At 37.1% G+C, this 15,383-nt stretch carries 17 protein-coding genes and 1 pseudogene; 2 read left to right on the plus strand and 16 right to left on the minus strand.

Features of this window, described 5'->3' with window-relative positions; genetic code table 11:
• Positions 1–517: 517 nt before the first annotated feature.
• From H4J41_RS13530 to H4J41_RS13565, 8 genes are all read right to left on the minus strand, one after another.
• Positions 518–2,173 carry a B12-binding domain-containing radical SAM protein gene (locus H4J41_RS13530; RefSeq protein WP_182134718.1) on the minus strand — a complete coding sequence of 552 codons (1,656 nt, stop codon included), beginning with the start codon at positions 2,171–2,173 and terminating at the stop codon, positions 518–520.
• 107 nt (positions 2,174–2,280) lie between these two features.
• The gene (locus H4J41_RS13535) at positions 2,281–3,273 is read right to left on the minus strand and encodes a DUF1186 domain-containing protein (protein WP_182134719.1); all 993 of its coding nucleotides are present in this window, start codon (positions 3,271–3,273) and stop codon (positions 2,281–2,283) included.
• A 534-nt stretch (positions 3,274–3,807) separates the two neighbouring features.
• Positions 3,808–4,275 carry a DTW domain-containing protein gene (locus H4J41_RS13540; RefSeq protein WP_182134720.1) on the minus strand — a complete coding sequence of 156 codons (468 nt, stop codon included), beginning with the start codon at positions 4,273–4,275 and terminating at the stop codon, positions 3,808–3,810.
• A gap of 82 nt (positions 4,276–4,357) precedes the next feature.
• Positions 4,358–4,579, minus strand: coding sequence for a hypothetical protein (locus tag H4J41_RS13545; protein ID WP_182134722.1), 222 nt, complete (start codon positions 4,577–4,579; stop codon positions 4,358–4,360).
• A gap of 124 nt (positions 4,580–4,703) precedes the next feature.
• A complete protein-coding gene (locus tag H4J41_RS13550; protein ID WP_182134724.1) occupies positions 4,704–5,009 on the minus strand; it encodes an energy transducer TonB in 306 nt (101 codons plus the stop codon).
• 219 nt (positions 5,010–5,228) lie between these two features.
• The gene (locus H4J41_RS13555) at positions 5,229–5,648 is read right to left on the minus strand and encodes a GFA family protein (RefSeq protein ID WP_182134726.1); all 420 of its coding nucleotides are present in this window, start codon (positions 5,646–5,648) and stop codon (positions 5,229–5,231) included.
• Between the two features lie 136 nt (positions 5,649–5,784).
• The gene (locus H4J41_RS13560; RefSeq protein ID WP_182134728.1) at positions 5,785–6,012 is read right to left on the minus strand and encodes a DUF6429 family protein; all 228 of its coding nucleotides are present in this window, start codon (positions 6,010–6,012) and stop codon (positions 5,785–5,787) included.
• Positions 6,013–6,292: 280 nt separating this feature from the next.
• Entirely contained in the window at positions 6,293–6,733 is a 441-nt protein-coding gene (locus H4J41_RS13565; protein ID WP_182134730.1) for an SRPBCC domain-containing protein, read from the minus strand.
• Between the two features lie 282 nt (positions 6,734–7,015).
• Here H4J41_RS13565 and H4J41_RS13570 point away from each other — a divergent pair.
• Positions 7,016–8,170, plus strand: a pseudogene (locus H4J41_RS13570) (IS110 family transposase).
• Between the two features lie 349 nt (positions 8,171–8,519).
• Here H4J41_RS13570 and H4J41_RS13575 read toward each other — a convergent pair.
• From H4J41_RS13575 to H4J41_RS13605, 7 genes are all read right to left on the minus strand, one after another.
• A complete protein-coding gene (locus H4J41_RS13575) occupies positions 8,520–8,858 on the minus strand; it encodes a hypothetical protein (protein ID WP_182134732.1) in 339 nt (112 codons plus the stop codon).
• A gap of 151 nt (positions 8,859–9,009) precedes the next feature.
• Positions 9,010–9,309 carry a type II toxin-antitoxin system RelE/ParE family toxin gene (locus H4J41_RS13580; protein WP_182134734.1) on the minus strand — a complete coding sequence of 100 codons (300 nt, stop codon included), beginning with the start codon at positions 9,307–9,309 and terminating at the stop codon, positions 9,010–9,012.
• Positions 9,297–9,554, minus strand: coding sequence for a type II toxin-antitoxin system Phd/YefM family antitoxin (locus H4J41_RS13585; RefSeq protein ID WP_182134736.1), 258 nt, complete (start codon positions 9,552–9,554; stop codon positions 9,297–9,299). The genes H4J41_RS13580 and H4J41_RS13585 overlap by 13 nt, the downstream gene beginning before the upstream one ends.
• A 276-nt stretch (positions 9,555–9,830) precedes the next feature.
• The gene (locus H4J41_RS13590; RefSeq protein WP_404851964.1) at positions 9,831–9,971 is read right to left on the minus strand and encodes a transposase; all 141 of its coding nucleotides are present in this window, start codon (positions 9,969–9,971) and stop codon (positions 9,831–9,833) included.
• Positions 9,968–11,154, minus strand: a protein-coding gene (locus tag H4J41_RS13595; RefSeq protein ID WP_182134738.1) for an IS3 family transposase whose coding sequence is annotated in 2 segments (ribosomal slippage) — positions 9,968–10,869 and positions 10,869–11,154 — 1,188 coding nt in all. Because the reading frame shifts where the segments join, the coding sequence is not laid out codon by codon here. Before H4J41_RS13595 ends, H4J41_RS13590 begins: the two co-directional genes overlap by 4 nt.
• Before the next feature lie 87 nt (positions 11,155–11,241).
• Complete coding sequence (locus H4J41_RS13600) at positions 11,242–11,895, minus strand: hypothetical protein (protein WP_182134740.1); 654 nt, start codon at positions 11,893–11,895, stop codon at positions 11,242–11,244.
• A gap of 163 nt (positions 11,896–12,058) precedes the next feature.
• The gene (locus H4J41_RS13605) at positions 12,059–13,084 is read right to left on the minus strand and encodes a serine hydrolase (RefSeq protein ID WP_182134742.1); all 1,026 of its coding nucleotides are present in this window, start codon (positions 13,082–13,084) and stop codon (positions 12,059–12,061) included.
• A 735-nt stretch (positions 13,085–13,819) separates the two neighbouring features.
• Between H4J41_RS13605 and H4J41_RS13610 the strand changes: the two genes are divergently transcribed.
• Complete coding sequence (locus H4J41_RS13610; protein WP_182135141.1) at positions 13,820–15,082, plus strand: IS110 family transposase; 1,263 nt, start codon at positions 13,820–13,822, stop codon at positions 15,080–15,082.
• A 38-nt stretch (positions 15,083–15,120) separates the two neighbouring features.
• Here H4J41_RS13610 and H4J41_RS13615 read toward each other — a convergent pair whose 3' ends face one another.
• Complete coding sequence (locus H4J41_RS13615) at positions 15,121–15,378, minus strand: hypothetical protein (protein ID WP_182136732.1); 258 nt, start codon at positions 15,376–15,378, stop codon at positions 15,121–15,123.
• Positions 15,379–15,383: the final 5 nt, after the last annotated feature.

Here is a 15,383-nt window from a genome sequence, read left to right on the forward strand (position 1 = left end):
TGTGCGCAGAGAAAATGCATCTGGGCAAGACGCTTGATTGAGCAATAGCTGGCTATTGTGATTGAGAGCACCGTAGCCTTGGTGTATTTTAACCAGCACAAGTGGGCAATAACTTAATGAAATTGATATAACTTAAACGGCAGCTATGAGTTTGTAAAGACATAGCGTTGTATTTATCCTGACAGATAACTGAGCCAACAATATAGTCTTTAACCTTTTTAAAAATTCAGATGGCAGAAGCTATTTACTCGATATAATCACTTTAGGGGCTAACCTATTACTTTGATTCAACGCCTTTCTTATAATCTGCGATAAATTAAATATTGCCTATTCTCTGAGCGCTAAAGCGTTTGAACTCCCCCTAATCCCTTGACAGAGCTTCAATAGGGTTCATTTTTGCCGCATTACGGGCTGGAAGATAACCAAAAAAATACCTATGAGGCTCGAGCAAGCAGAAGCGGCTATTATGTCCTGCCACACTTGTAGCTGATAAAAAATGATGACATTTAATCAGCTATTAACTCATATGCCTTTGTTGTCGCTGCAATGATTTATTCTTAACCCTAGCTGCTGCTTGTGGCACCGCATAAAGGCTCAAGCTGCTAAACAAGCTTTTCAATTTAGCTGCTTCGTAATCTTGCTCTATCTTTTCGATAACCGCTTCATGCTTTTCAGGATACAAAGCTTCAACCGCTTGTGAAATTAGCTCAAATAACTTTTTCAGGTTAATTTTATGAATTTGCCCGGTTTTATTAAAAATCCACTCGGTAATCGCCATAAAATCATCAAACGGTTCATCCGACAACATATGGGGTAAAGCGTATTTAAAACGTCCTGAATTACCAATCATGTCCCAATAGCGAGCAAAGCGATTAATACGTTGCATGGTGGTAAAGCTCACCCGGTCGGTACTTAAGATATTAAAAGGCGGCAAGGGATTAAAACGCAAATCAAATGCTTCGGTATGTCGAATAATCGGGCTACCTTTCAAACGTTTCAATATACCCATTTGAATTTCATGCGGACGACAATGATAAAGTTGGTTGAAGCTGTCTTTAAAGGTCTCGAAGGTTTCGCCGGGTAAACCAAAAATAAGATCAGCATGAATATGCGCGTGGGTATGATCTTTTAACCAGATTAAATTGTCTTTCGACTTAGCGTTGTTTTGCTTACGGCTAATATTTTTTTGTACTTGTGTATTAAAGGTTTGTATACCAATTTCAAATTGCAAACTGCCCTCTGGAAATTGCGCTAACACCTCTTTTAACTTTCTAGGCAGATGATCAGGTACAACTTCAAAATGCAGATACAAGTCGTTAGTCATTCGGTCTAAGAAAAACTGCATAATTTTCATCGTGGTATTAATGTTTAAGTTAAAGGTTCTATCAATAAACTTAAAATTACGTGCGCCACGGTTATATAAAATTTCCATTTGCTCCAGAAATATGACTATCTCAAATGGCACAGAGGTTTTATCTAAAGACGATAAACAAAACTCACACTTAAACGGGCAACCACGCGAGGCTTCAACATAAAGCAAACGATGAGTTAAATCTTCATCGGTATAATACTGATAAGGTGATGCTAACTCATTTAATTCAACGGGTTTAGAGTGAACTATTTTTTTATCGGGTGGCGTGTTATTTATAATGTCTTTACACAGTTGATAAAAACTTAAATCTGCCGGACCTGTCAATACATAATCGGCATTGGCAACAATGGCTTGCTGCTCAGTTTCATAACTTACTTCTGGCCCACCTAAAATAATCTTAATGTCAGGCGCGATAACTTTTAATAAGCTAACCACATCGGTAGTTTCAACAATGTTCCAAATATAGACCCCAAACCCAACAATATCAGGTTTTGACGCAAGAATTTGTTCAACAATATCAATGGGGCGAGTTTGAATAATAAACTCTTTTATTTCACAATAATCCTGTAATTCTTTTAAATTAGCGTAAAGATAACGTAAACCAAAACTGGTGTGAAAGTATTTAGCGTTGAGGGTAGCAAGCACAATTTTAGGCACAGCTTTATCAATATCATCACTGTTTAACTCAGCAACCTGTGTACACTTTCTTATTGCCTCAGGTTTTATGGCATCTGAGGTATGTGCTTCAGTTAGATCAAGCTGGGTAAAGGTTAGTTCGGGATAATTTAATTGTTCTGCCATACTGCTTTTTAAATACCTTTGATTAAATACCTGATGATAATGTGCAATTATACTGTGATTGCTGATGTTATTCAGCAATCTTATTTTGGCTATTTCAACTTACTGTTTTACTGTAAACAACACTTTTTATATTTCTTGTTACTACCACACGGGCAAGGATCATTGCGGCCAGCCGTTGCTAATGAGCTTACGGGCACACTGTTCTCTAAAATGGTATTTTCGTCGTACAAGATATTAGACAACAAACCGCCCTCGCCCATTAACGAATCAAATACATCAAGGTTGTCGTTTGAAAGGTTATCGCTTGAAAGGCTATCGATTGAAGGATTGTCGAATACTTCATCATCTGAGCCATCACCTTCAGCCCAAGAGTTTAAGGTGTCAACAAGATTAAACTCTGTTTGAATAATGCCAGACTCAATCAACTTACGCCCATCAACACTTTGCCATGCTTTTACTTCATCTTGTTTAAAGCGGTATTCATCAAATACGTCTTTATCACATAAGCTAATAAACTGACTTTTAAGATCATCAAGTTGATATTCGATACAAGAATCAGCTAATGCGCTCATTAAAAAACTACTGATTGAACTGGGTAAAGCCAAAAATGCGGCTAACCAAAGCGTAATATGTTCACTTAATTCAGCTTTATCAATAGTGCCCACCTCGTATTGAGCAAATACCGCTTCCATAGCAGATGCTTTGCCATACATAGCTTGATGACCATCAACAATATAGTCAGACAAGGCTTGTGTATTACCATTGGCGACATTATAAAATAAGGTTGATGTTAATTCAGTAATCGCATCACCAAACACCCCTTCAATAGGCGTTAAAAACGAGTCACTGCACGAAAAAAGCTGTAAGCACTTTGACAGCGCAGGAGAATATTTTAATTCTGCTAATAATAAGGTGCCAAAAAATAAAACGGCATTCTGCTCATCGGTTAGCGAACTATCATCTGCGACAAATTGATCTATTATCTGCTCTAATTCAGCATAAAATGCTGACCAATTCGTTTTAGCTACGTCGAGCGCGGCAACAGGTAGTTCATTGTCATGTGCATTACCTATTACCAATAAAGCTTGTTCTAAATTCATGTAAATTCCGCGTTAAATAATCAATGATGAGTGGCAAATGCCAAATGTTATGACCATTCAAAGTACGTAGATTTTAGTCGGATTAAAAATATTAACTACAAGGTACATGCTTGACTAATAGCCAGCTATTAGGATTGAATGCAACAGGATAACGGGCTTTTTAAAGCGAATAAAACAAGAAATTTGAATGATGACGGGGGTATCTTAAACACTTCTTATTACCGTTACCATGCAAAGCATCAGATTCAACCGAATTTTCATTTGATTTGCCACTATAACGTCCAAATTGCTCTTGTTTCGCTGCCATAAATTTAGCGTGCCAATTTAACCAGAACACACACTCCTTGAAAAATGAACAACAAGGTTTAAGCCAACCTGACTTTATTTAGAATAACAATCATGACTTATAGGACTTTAGCTAGATATTTAGTACGATAGCTAGATATTTTACAGTGGTTTTTTAGCTTGTTCATTCAATAAAAATAGCGTAGACGCAGCCAACCCTAATTTTTAGTTTAATATTTTGTTAAGTTTTTAGCCATTAAATTGCTCAAATTTTAATGATAATTCTGCTGCCATTTTATCTTGTCCTTTAAGCCTTAATACTTCGATTATGCATTCGATGGTGCATAGGCCACCTTTAGGTTGATTGGCTCTCAGGTTATATAACGAAGCATTTGCCGTTTTCAAAGTGCATTGTGGCGCATTTTTTAAATACGAGCTCTGGTTGAAGATTTTATTTGATTCCTGCCATGTGCTATCAATAATAATAATGTTTTCATACTCTTCAATTGTTGGCCTTGATGCTGCAGACGATGATTCTGCCTTCGAATATAATAATACCGCCTCATTATTTTCTATGAGTCGAGTCAGGTCTTTATTAGGGTTTACTCTTTCCCAGATTATACGTTCAACAATTTCATTAGCACTTTCTAGTGCCAGAGCGCCGGTATTAGTTGCCCTATGTAATTCACGCTCATGTGTAAGTAAAAATATTTTCATTATTAGGTATTGTTCCGCTTTATCGGGGGAAGATCATTTTCCGTTTGAAGTTCTTGTTAGCATGCTTTACACCAAACTATTTTTATTTTGAATAAAGCCAATTGAAAAATTTTATCCAAATTTGATAGAAGACTAAAATTGTAATAATTTTAATTACAAAATAAAGTGGGTCAAACGAATCAGGAAAAAAAAGATAATTAAAATTTAGCTTATAAAACGCAAATTCAGCCATAAAAAATGCAAAAATAAAAGCCAATACATTGGCTAGTTCAGAAGTAGGGTTTTGCCAAAAAGATTTAAACATATGCTTTCCTTGCATGCTAACGCCCACTTAAGGGGCAAAATAGAGTTGGCTAAAATAGGTGAACGGAGTGAACAAAACAGCCAACTTTATTTTGTCCCTCTTTAAGTTGTTAGGGCTAAACGCCCTATTTAGATATACAATGCTTTTGAAAGCTACTATCAACAACATCTTTACTAAATTCAAAATCCATTTGAACCAAGGTTAAAACTGGTTGATTCGTTGTATTTTCCTTGGTAGGTTTATATTTCCATGTTGCTAATGAGGCTTGAGCGCTTTCATCAAATAGTCTTTTTGGATAAGATTTATTGATTTTATACTCTTGTACATCACCTTTTTCATTGATTTTTATAAGTAACTCTACACATCCAGAAATTTTTTTCATTGCTGCTTTTATTGGATATTTTGGGTTAACCCTTTCATTATCTTCCAATATGTATCGAAAATACTTTGGTCATAATCATTTGTTAAATCTAAATACTCTGTTTTTTCTTGGTTAGTGTTTATCGATGAGCAGGAAATTAACATTGATGAAAATGATAATATTAGTAATGTTTTTTTCATTTTTCTATTCCTTTAGATGGATATGTCGCAGGCTAGAATTTTAGCCCTAACGCCCGCATAAACTGCGGAGTCAGATTTGATGCGTTTGTTATGTATTAATTGGAGGATTCTCTTCAAAGGCGGGTAATTCATGTGTTTCTTTAACCCAAGGAAGCATTCTTTTTGTCCAGCATTGAGCAGATGGCTTAATTAAGCTTTGATCATTTAAGCTGCCTGCCGCAAGTGCTGTGTAATTGGGAAGCCATGCAGAAGACTCGAAAATATGTGTGCCGCATTCTGGGCAAAAAAACTTGCTCATAAGATTTCCAGAGTCGGTGGTTACTTTGAATTCTTTTAGCTTTCCTGTGATTGAAATATTCTTATCTTCAAACAGGCACATAGTTGCATAAGATGACCCAGTCCATTTTTGACATTCTAGACAATGACAAAGCATCGTTGCTTCTGGTTCGCTACTACATTGATATGTTACTGATTCGCAAAGGCATCCGCCTTTTAATTTGTTATTCATTTTAATAGTACTCTAATATTGATATTGTCAACGTCCTGTTAAGGGGTAAATTTTAGTTGGCTAAAATGTAAAGCGAAACGGAACTAGCCAACTGTAATTTATCCCGCTTTAACAGCTTATATGCCCAGTTTACCGCTCAACTTTTTGCGAATAGCTTATTAAACAACTCTTCAGATTTTTTGAGCCCTTCATCTGTTAATACAACAGATTTAGCTTTACCAACGGGATCACAAATTAAACCTTTTTCATGTAATCTCTTAGTCACTTCCCAGTCAATCTGTTTCCATGCTCGAAAGTGATCATGCAATGTGAGATACATTAAAGCTAGGGCTGCCTCATCTATTTTATTTTCATCAATATCCATGATTAACTCCAAAACCCGAAGGGCATATAACGAACTTGTAAAATAACTCGTTTATTATGAATTCCCCCCTAAAATCGGGGTGCCAAATGCATTACCTATATCGAGTAAATCGTCTACGGTGCGATACAGGAATACAAAGTATTAGTCGTTTTGGCTGAACTAGCTATTATACAGCCTCAACGCCTACTTAAGCGGAAAAATATAGTTGGCTAAAATGTTGAACGGAGTGAAAACAGCCAACTATATTTTGTCCTTGTTGAACAGCTTAAGTGATTACTTATCAAGAATGATCTATTTGTATGTCATTTGGAAAGGGGGTTCCCTTACCAGTTTCAAGCGCATCCTTGAGGCTGAGTAAGAATACTGCCCATTTAGTATTACAATGAGCCATAAAATCTGTCGTTTCATTCCAGTTTGAATGAGTAAACCTTACAAAGGTTTGATTCTCACCAGTTTCTAACTGAAATGAAATCTCTGTATCCATCCATGATTCTGGTATATTACCCGAATGTTTCCAACATACAGTTTTATTTGGAATAAGTTTTGTAACCGTAAAATCTGGACCTCCACCGTTAAAACGAAATTTAATCGTTGAGCCTTCCATTCCCGCTCCAGATATATCGTTAGTCCACCATTTTTTTAGACCATCATCTGTAGTTAATGCTTCATAGATTTTTTCAGGTAAAGCATTAATACCAATTCGGTGATTTATATTAACCATAACAATCTCCTAAAGTTGAATAAGCACATAACGAACTTTTAGAATAACTCGTTTATTATGAATTCCTCCTAAAAATCGGGGTACCAAATGCATTACCTATATCGAGTAAATCGTCTACAGCGCGATACAGGAACACACAAATTTTAGTACTTTTGGCTGAATTAGTTATTCTACAGCCACAGACACAATGACTCCCCACAAGGTGCTAGCCTCTAAACGTGGGTTAGTTTTACAAACCAGCGCCATAATTAGTGTGTCAAACAACTAAAAAAAGAGGCTAGCATGATAAAACATAACATACTTTTCATTGGCTTAGATACTCATAAAACATTTACTGAAGTCGCTTATATTGAAGACCAACGTGGCGCTAAATCAACGCATCTAGGTAAAATACTCAGTAATAAAGCCGCCTTTACAAAACTAGCGCGACAATTAGTCTCAAAATACCCAGATGCCACACTTCATTTTGTTTACGAAGCTGGCCCTTGTGGCTATTGGATTTACCGCTTGCTCACCAGTCTTAATCATTGCTGCTATGTCATTGCACCTTCGCTTATCCCTAAAAAACCAGGAGAGAAAATCAAAACCGATAAACGTGATGCGCTCAAACTTGCCAAGCTGCTCAAGTCTGAAGATTTAACCCCTATCTATGTCCCTGAGCCCGAAGATGAAGCCTTACGTGATTTATCACGAGCTCGTGAAACCGGCATGAAAGACTTAAAAGATGCTAAATATCAACTTAAAGCACTCTTGTTACGTAACAACATTAACAGCAAAATAAAAGATAACTGGTCATTACAGTATTTGCGTTGGCTCGCTGAATTAGTGCTACCGCATCCTTGTTAGCAAATTGTTTTGCAAGAAGCGGTTTCAACCATTACTGAGCGACTAAAACGCTTAAAAAGGCTGGATAATGAATTAACACATCAAGTAAAAAACTGGCGGTTTTATCCTGTAGTTAAAGCGATACAGGCTCTCCGTGGTGTGAGGTTATTAGTGGCCACAGGAGTGATTGCCGAATTAGGTGACTTATCACGATTCGACCATCCCAGAAAATTAATGAGTTACCTTGGTCTGGTACCAAGTGAATATTCAAGTGGCGATAAACGCCACTTAGGTGCTATTACCAAATGCGGTAATAGCCGTGTAAGACGACTACTGGTCGAAGGTGCACACTCGTACAAACACAACGCCGATATATCAAAAGAAATGCAATTAAGGCAGGAAGGATTAAGTAAAAAAATCATCGATATGGCATGGCAAGCACAATTGAGGTTATGCAGACGATATAATCGACTCATGCACAAAGGCAAACATCGTAATGTGGTCGTTACGGCCATCGCCAGAGAAATGATCGCTTATATTTGGGCTATTTCTCGCGAGGTAGTGCTACCAAAGATTGATGTGAAGCTAAGAATATCGAGAGTACCTGCATGAATAACTGTCTAAAAAAAGGTGTTGAGTTAGCGCATGGGATCAAGCATAGGGTGTGGCACAACCACCGACGGCGTTAGGATGGCAATAGCCTAGCGGCTATTGAACCACGAACATAGACTGAAGACAGGTGCCACGACGAAATGAGTAAGGTAGGCGCTGCTAACTAATAGGTTAGTAATCCACGAATATCAGCATGATAACCGACGAAATTACTTGCTTCATTCTATGCGTTAACTCACTTAATACTAAAAGTGAATACAATGGTGCTTAAATTAATGAACAAGGATCAGTGTATTTAACTTGACGTGGGGAGTCATACCAACGCCCCATTAAGAGGCTAAATTTAGTCCTACTTAATTGCCTTGTTAGGTGTTAATAGCGATGTAGTTAAAATCTCTATTTTATCGGTTGCATTTGAACAATATTTGCTAAACGCATTACTGAGGGCTAACTCGCTAGTTCGTTGATAGTTGAATGAATAATTAATTAACTGGTTAACTTCATTCTGTGAGGGCAGTTTTCTTAAAAAGCTTTTTAATGTATTAGCTTCATTTATATTTCTCGATAATTCATGTGCAACGTAACATTGCGCTAACTCTTTTGTAAGATCGTAGTTTTCCTCGTTGCTTTTAGCTAATGCATTTGGAATGTATGTAATTACCGCTAATAAAAGTATGTATTTAGTCATTATAAAAGTCCTTATTTAAAAATTCATTATTTAGTATAGAACAATTTGAATGTTAATAAACACCAACGCCCCAATAAGGGGCTAAAATAAGCGACGCAGGAGCAAACAGCCAACTGTTTTTTGTCCTGCTTTAATGACTTGTTAGCCGTATTTAACTCTGTAGAAGAAATCTACGAAGATCTCGCTCATGACGCATGACATGTAAAATATAAACTTTGTCACTATCCACTTTATAGAAAATACGACAAGGATTAACATTAACTTCACGGTAATTTAAGTTGCTTAATTCAAGTGGCCTTTTACCTGATTCAGGATGATCTTCTAGCCTAGATATTTTATCAAATATTTTGTGAGTCAATTTCTTAGCCGCATCAATATTACTTAAAGCAATATACTCAGCAATATCGTTTAAATCATCAAGAGCTGGAGATGTCCAAATTATTTCAGCCATTTGCCCATTTTCTCTTTTGCTTCTTGATTCGAGAATGTATTACCGTTTTTAATTGCTTGCTCACCGCGTGCAACACCCTCAAGAATTGCCATTCGTTGTTGCATAAATTCATAATCTTCAACATCAACTAAATAAGCTGATGGTTGGCCATGCTCAGTAATTAACACTGGTTCTTTAGATATGTGGAGATCAGCTAAAATTTTGGTCGCTTGACGCTTAAGTGTCGTAACAAGTTCAACTCTCATGGTAAATCCTATTTAGAACTCAAATAATGTATCACTATAGTATCACACAAACTTGAGGTTACAACTATACGGCTAACGAGCCTGTAGAATTACTCGTTTTTATTATAATTATTTAATCAAAATACTCTAACTGGATTATTTTCTTTTAACAATCAAAAACGTTTACGTTTTTGGCGATTTTAATTTTTGCATTGTTAAATATTAAATAATGGGGAATGTCTTTCTTACTCTATGTTTTTAGACGGTTTTAATGGTGTGATGATGGGATTTCAAGCCCTAATACAGGCTAATTCTTAACTTCTCAATGTTATGAACAAGGCAATACAGTTGCCATTGAGTATTCACTTTTTCTTGTCCGCGCAACGTGAATTTATTCATGTGATCTTCCCCCGATAAAACGGACACATTTTTTATCACGCCGCTATAGCTTCATATTCCATCGGTGAACAATAGTTTATACCTGAATGCATCCTCAACGCATTGTAGTATTTGTTGATGTAACTGCCAAGCGTTCCCCGTAATTCCTTATCGCTTTTAAAAATATTACCGCGAATAACTTCTGTTTTCATTGAATGAAAAAATGACTCCATATGGGCATTGTCCGTACATTTCCCTGCTCGACTCAAGCTATGAATTATCCCATGTCGTTTCAATACTTTTTGATAAACTTGCCCTCGATATTCTACACCTCTATCGGTATGGAGCATTAAATCACCTGGCGGTTTACGTTTCTTAATCGCATTTTTTAGTGTCCGTTTGGTGACTTCCATGGTTCTATTTTTATCTAAACTCCAACTAATAATACGCCGTGAGTATAAATCCATGATGACCGATAAATAACGCCATACGCCTTTCACTTTCACTTTCAAATACGTGACATCGGCTACCCATACTTTATCTTTAACCAATGGCACTTCACCATCAGGTCGTAAATTTTTTCCTGTGGTAAGAAAGCGCTTATAAAGCGCAGAGCGTGTTGTCACTCTCATCACTCTAGCAACTAGCCCAAGCGCACGATACAAGCGTTCAACACGTTTCTTACCGATATTGTATCCTTGCTTTTGTAGGGTCTTAAATATGCGAGGACTACCATAGCGCCCTTTATACTCGGTGAATATTTGTTGGATTTTTTGTTTAAGCTCCACATCTTCTATCGCACGGGCACTCGGTTGACGTTCACGCCAATCGTAATAGCCACTTTTAGATACATCAAAAAATTCCAGTAACCTCACGACCTTTATATCGGCTCTGAGTTTTTCGATGCATCGATATCGGCTTGATGTTCTTCCCCAAGAAACCTTTGCCACTTTTTTAGGATATACAGCTCCTCCTTGAGTTGTTTGTTTTCGCGTTCAAGTTGTTGCTCTTTGGTGAGCACTTTTTTGGTTTTTTTTTGACCCGCTACTTTTTTACGTTTATCCACCACAATGATCCCTTCACGATACTCTTTTCGCCATCGTGACATCATAAATGGGTGTATGTCGAGTTTTTCAGCAACGGATTTTATGGTGACGCTGACAACAAAACTCAGTTGTACAGCGTTGACTTTAAAGTCGTTTGAATACTTCCAAGTACGCCTTGGATTGTTGTACTTTGGCATAGAACACCTCATCTTTAGTTAGATTTTGGTGTCCGTTAAAGCGGGGGAAGATCATCACCTGCTTGAATGGCTTGTTATGCTCTGTATCTATTGACTCAACTTACCACTTAAAAGAGTAGAACCCTTCCCAATTACATCTTTTCTTTTGTCAAACCACTTCGTAAATAATACGCGAATTAGCCAATAAAAAATTATTACAATTAACAAATAAATCGGTAAGTTTGCATCAATGAAATTAGGCCATTTATCTGATGTATTCGCAACAAAGGAAAGTACCGCTCCTAGTAATGCATAACACATACGCCACAGATGTCGCGCAATACGATGAGCACCGGATATTCCACCACGTATAATCATATTCAAATCGAGAAGTGCTGCAAGTAAAGCAACACTTCCAAATATATAAAACATAGTAACCATGAAGCCTGGTTCTGAAGTGATTGCAGCATAAAAGAAATTCGCACTTATAACTGAAATGACAATAAACGCTACTATGTCAAAAACACCTATTTTCTTTTCTGGCATCAGAACTATAACCCATGCTGTTGAAGCGAAGTACACAGATGAAATAGCGATCGTAGGGTCATCGGCAAAATAGGCCCCACTTCCTGCCATTAGTAACAATGAAAAGAAAAACAAATTACCACTATACCTATGTAATTTTTCTCCTTTAGAGAAGATCAAAGCGCCTATACCAAATAATAGTACAAATGAACCTGCGATGATGTGAAACAAAAGCATAATAATTCCCTTTAATAAACTTTAGATAATATAAACCTGACCATCAGGCTTAAGAGCATAACGCCTCACTAAGAGGCAAAAAATTGTTGGTTAAAATTAGCGACGAAGGAGCAAAAAGCCAACTGTTTTTTGTCCTTTTGAGTGACTTGTTAGCATGATGTCCTTAAGTCTCAACCGAATTATTCTTTCCTAGCTGGATCTTTAACGCATCTCTAATTTTGTACAGAGTTGATTTATTGCCGTCACTAGACATTAGTATTATTGTATAGTCGTTTTTAAAATCAGAATGTTTGATTGTGTGATGGCTAGGATTAGAACCATCATGCTCCCAATAGACAATACTTCCATGTTTATCGTTGTAAAACTTCCCAAAGTCAAAGTAAGCGCGATTACGCTTCCCGGATAATTCATCACCTAGCAAGGTCTTTTTTATCTTCTCGATGGGCAGAAGTAAGGAACCCCTTAAGGCAGTTTCAAATTTTAACAAGTCGAGTGGTGTAACATATAAAGTCACCCCATTCACAGCAGTTGGATAGTCACCTGTTACTTTTAACTTGGAAAGATTATTAGCATCTACTTGAAAATATGAATCAGTCATTCCTGCAACATCGAAAATAAACTCTTTAGCAAAATTAGAATAAGTGTCGCCCGTTATTCTCTCTACAATCAAAGCTCGCACAACTACATTTAAATTTGTATAAAGATAATCATTTCCAGGTTCGAAAGCTAGAGTGCTATTTTTCATCTGCTTTATCACATCGGAAGTATCAATATATTTTTCCCATTTGACCTTAGGTAAACCTGAAGTATGAGTAAGTATATGCTCTACAGTTATATTTTTTGCCCAAAAAGGAAAACCTGGTATATAGTCAGAAATGCTGTCTTCATAACTTAATTTCCCTTGCTCAACGAGCTGCATAATCGATATGGTAGTAAACTCTTTACCTACTGAGCCTGGGCAAAACAAGTGTTTGTTTGATATTGGGGTTGTCCTATCATCATCGGAAAACCCTATATTTTCATGAAAAATCATACGTCCATCTTTACTTATCAAAACGGTGCCATTAAACCCAGTATTTGCAATCGTTTCTTCAACAACATTATGATATTGAATATCTTTTTCGGATTCTACCGCAAGAACAATTGGGCAAAAAACTATCATCCATATTAATAAAAACATTTGTCTCATATTGAACATCCTAATCATGCTAACGCCGCAATAAGCGGCTAAGTAATAGTTGGCTAAAATGTGTAGCGAAGCGAAACGCAGCCAACTATTGCGTGTCCGTTTGATTGCCTTGTTAGTTGCTGGTAGTTAAAACCACTAATATTACAATAAGTTATCATGTTAAAGAGGCAGGAGGAAGAACCAAAGAACCTTTCCGCAATAGACACCTAAACATGAACTTTGAGCCTTAAAAAAACTAAAGCGATTAAAACTATTAAACTGCGAAAGGCGAAAACTGGGTTGGGAAAAAAGGAAGCTAGATTGAACGACACTTCCATTGCCAAACCAAAGAATTGAACCAAACGCAAAACTATGCGATTTGCACTAAACGATAAATAAAATCATTCGATTTAGTGCGGACAACTAACGCCCTGTTAAGGGGCAAATTGTAGTTGGCTATAATGTGAGCGGAGCGAAACAGCCAACTGTAATTTGTCCCGCTTGAACAGCTTATAGTTCGACCAAGCCACTTAATTCAATAAAGTAACTTACTATTAGATTAGGTGGAACATGCTTCTGTTGGTTACGAATATTGAATTTCAAACATCCAATGTTTCTAACAAGACGTTCGAGCCAACAGAGCAACTCATTTCAAAACGCATACTCAGGGATCGCCCACCACGACTATCTATAAGACCTGCGAGAAACGAGATTTAAGCACATTCCATCTATAACTTTACTCGCTGGAGCATCAAAATGAAAGAATATAACGTCGATGATTTCGCTGCCCTTATTGGGATCGATTGGGCTGACAAAAAACATGATATTTGTGAGCACCCAAAAAACACTGAACAATATCACTACACCGTTATAAAACATAAACCCGAAGCGCTTCAAAAATGGGCAATGGATCTTAAATGGCGTTATCCCGATCAGAAAATTGCTATTGTGTGTGAACTTAAAAAAGGTCCTTTAATTTATGCGCTCGCAAAATATGACCACCTCGTCTTATTTACGGTGAATCCATCCGCGGTCGCAAATTACCGCAAAGCATTCACGCCTAGCGGCGCAAAAAATGACCCGACCGATGCATTCATACAAGTTGAAATGATTAAATTTCACATAGATAAACTCTCAGTGATAGTACCTGAATCAACATCAATGAGAGCATTAGCGCAACTGGTTGAGTATCGTCGTAGTTTAGTACAAGATAGCGTCGATTTATCAAATAAAATAACCGCAACTTTGAAGAACTACTACCCTCAAGCGCTTGAATGGTTTAAAGAAAAAGATACCTTTATCTTTTGTGATTTCATCAGTCAATGGCCATCGCTCACCGCAGTTAAAAAAGCCAGAAAGCAAACCTTATTAGACTTCTTTAATCGTCACAACTCACATTATGAAACCGTCAATAATGCTCGATTACTTAGCATTAAAGCAGCCGTTCCGTTAACCGAAGATGAAGGTGTAATAGCCCCTAATCAACTGTTAGTGGAAGTGCTTATCGCACAATTCAAGGTGTTGCTTACGGGTATTGAACAATTGGATAAAGCAATAAAACAGCTGTATAAAAAACAACAAGACAAGGCTATTTTTGATAGTTTACCTGGCGCAGGTCCACAACTAGCACCGCGCTTATTAGTCGCTTTTGGGCACAATAGAGAACGTTATACGGATGCTTCACAGATGCAGAAGTATGCGGGTATTGCACCCGTTATTGAAAGCAGCGGTAAAAAGACATGGACACATTGGCGCTATAGTTGTCCTACTTTTTTAAGGCAAACGTTTGTTGAATGGGCTGGTTTTTCGATACGATATTCATTCTGGGCGAAGGCTTATTATGAGCAACAAAAAAGTAAAGGAAAGCCACATAATAGTATTATAAGAGCACTGGCTTTCAAGTGGATCAGGATCGTATTTAGGTGCTGGAAGACCAATACTCCTTACGACGAATCAAAATATTTAGAAGCACTGAAACGAAGAGGTTCGCCGCTGTTAAAATTTGCAATAAATAGCTAATTTAAACTTGTTGTCCACCTCAGGGCGTGTTGTTATATTTATTTATTACTTGCATCACTGATATGTTTTTTTAAAGATTCTACTTGCGCTTCACAAGACTTTCTTTTATCACCTGTCATATCTGAACATTTTCGAGAAGAGTCTCCGTCATTAGTAATCATATCTTCAGTAGCTGCTATTGCTAAACATACAGGGGTTAAGGATCCGCAACTAGCCGCTGAATTATAACTTGGATTAGAACTACAACCGCTTAATCCGACAACCCACAATAAAGAAAGTAATTTGGTAAATGACATATCCG

The sequence above is a fragment of the Colwellia sp. MB3u-45 genome (assembly GCF_014077005.1).
Taxonomy (GTDB): Bacteria; Pseudomonadota; Gammaproteobacteria; order Enterobacterales; family Alteromonadaceae; genus Cognaticolwellia.

Excerpts from the sequence above, each read along its gene's own strand:
- H4J41_RS13530 (WP_182134718.1), bottom strand. The coding sequence starts at position 2,173 with ATGGCAGAACAATTAAATTATCCCGAACTAACCTTTACCCAGCTTGAT.
- H4J41_RS13535 (WP_182134719.1), bottom strand. The coding sequence starts at position 3,273 with ATGAATTTAGAACAAGCTTTATTGGTAATAGGTAATGCACATGACAAT.
- H4J41_RS13540 (WP_182134720.1), bottom strand. The coding sequence starts at position 4,275 with ATGAAAATATTTTTACTTACACATGAGCGTGAATTACATAGGGCAACT.
- H4J41_RS13545 (WP_182134722.1), bottom strand. The coding sequence starts at position 4,579 with ATGTTTAAATCTTTTTGGCAAAACCCTACTTCTGAACTAGCCAATGTA.
- H4J41_RS13555 (WP_182134726.1), bottom strand. The coding sequence starts at position 5,648 with ATGAATAACAAATTAAAAGGCGGATGCCTTTGCGAATCAGTAACATAT.
- H4J41_RS13560 (WP_182134728.1), bottom strand. The coding sequence starts at position 6,012 with ATGGATATTGATGAAAATAAAATAGATGAGGCAGCCCTAGCTTTAATG.
- H4J41_RS13565 (WP_182134730.1), bottom strand. The coding sequence starts at position 6,733 with ATGGTTAATATAAATCACCGAATTGGTATTAATGCTTTACCTGAAAAA.
- H4J41_RS13575 (WP_182134732.1), bottom strand. The coding sequence starts at position 8,858 with ATGACTAAATACATACTTTTATTAGCGGTAATTACATACATTCCAAAT.
- H4J41_RS13580 (WP_182134734.1), bottom strand. The coding sequence starts at position 9,309 with ATGGCTGAAATAATTTGGACATCTCCAGCTCTTGATGATTTAAACGAT.
- H4J41_RS13585 (WP_182134736.1), bottom strand. The coding sequence starts at position 9,554 with ATGAGAGTTGAACTTGTTACGACACTTAAGCGTCAAGCGACCAAAATT.
- H4J41_RS13600 (WP_182134740.1), bottom strand. The coding sequence starts at position 11,895 with ATGCTTTTGTTTCACATCATCGCAGGTTCATTTGTACTATTATTTGGT.
- H4J41_RS13605 (WP_182134742.1), bottom strand. The coding sequence starts at position 13,084 with ATGAGACAAATGTTTTTATTAATATGGATGATAGTTTTTTGCCCAATT.
- H4J41_RS13610 (WP_182135141.1), top strand. The coding sequence starts at position 13,820 with ATGAAAGAATATAACGTCGATGATTTCGCTGCCCTTATTGGGATCGAT.
- H4J41_RS13615 (WP_182136732.1), bottom strand. The coding sequence starts at position 15,378 with ATGTCATTTACCAAATTACTTTCTTTATTGTGGGTTGTCGGATTAAGC.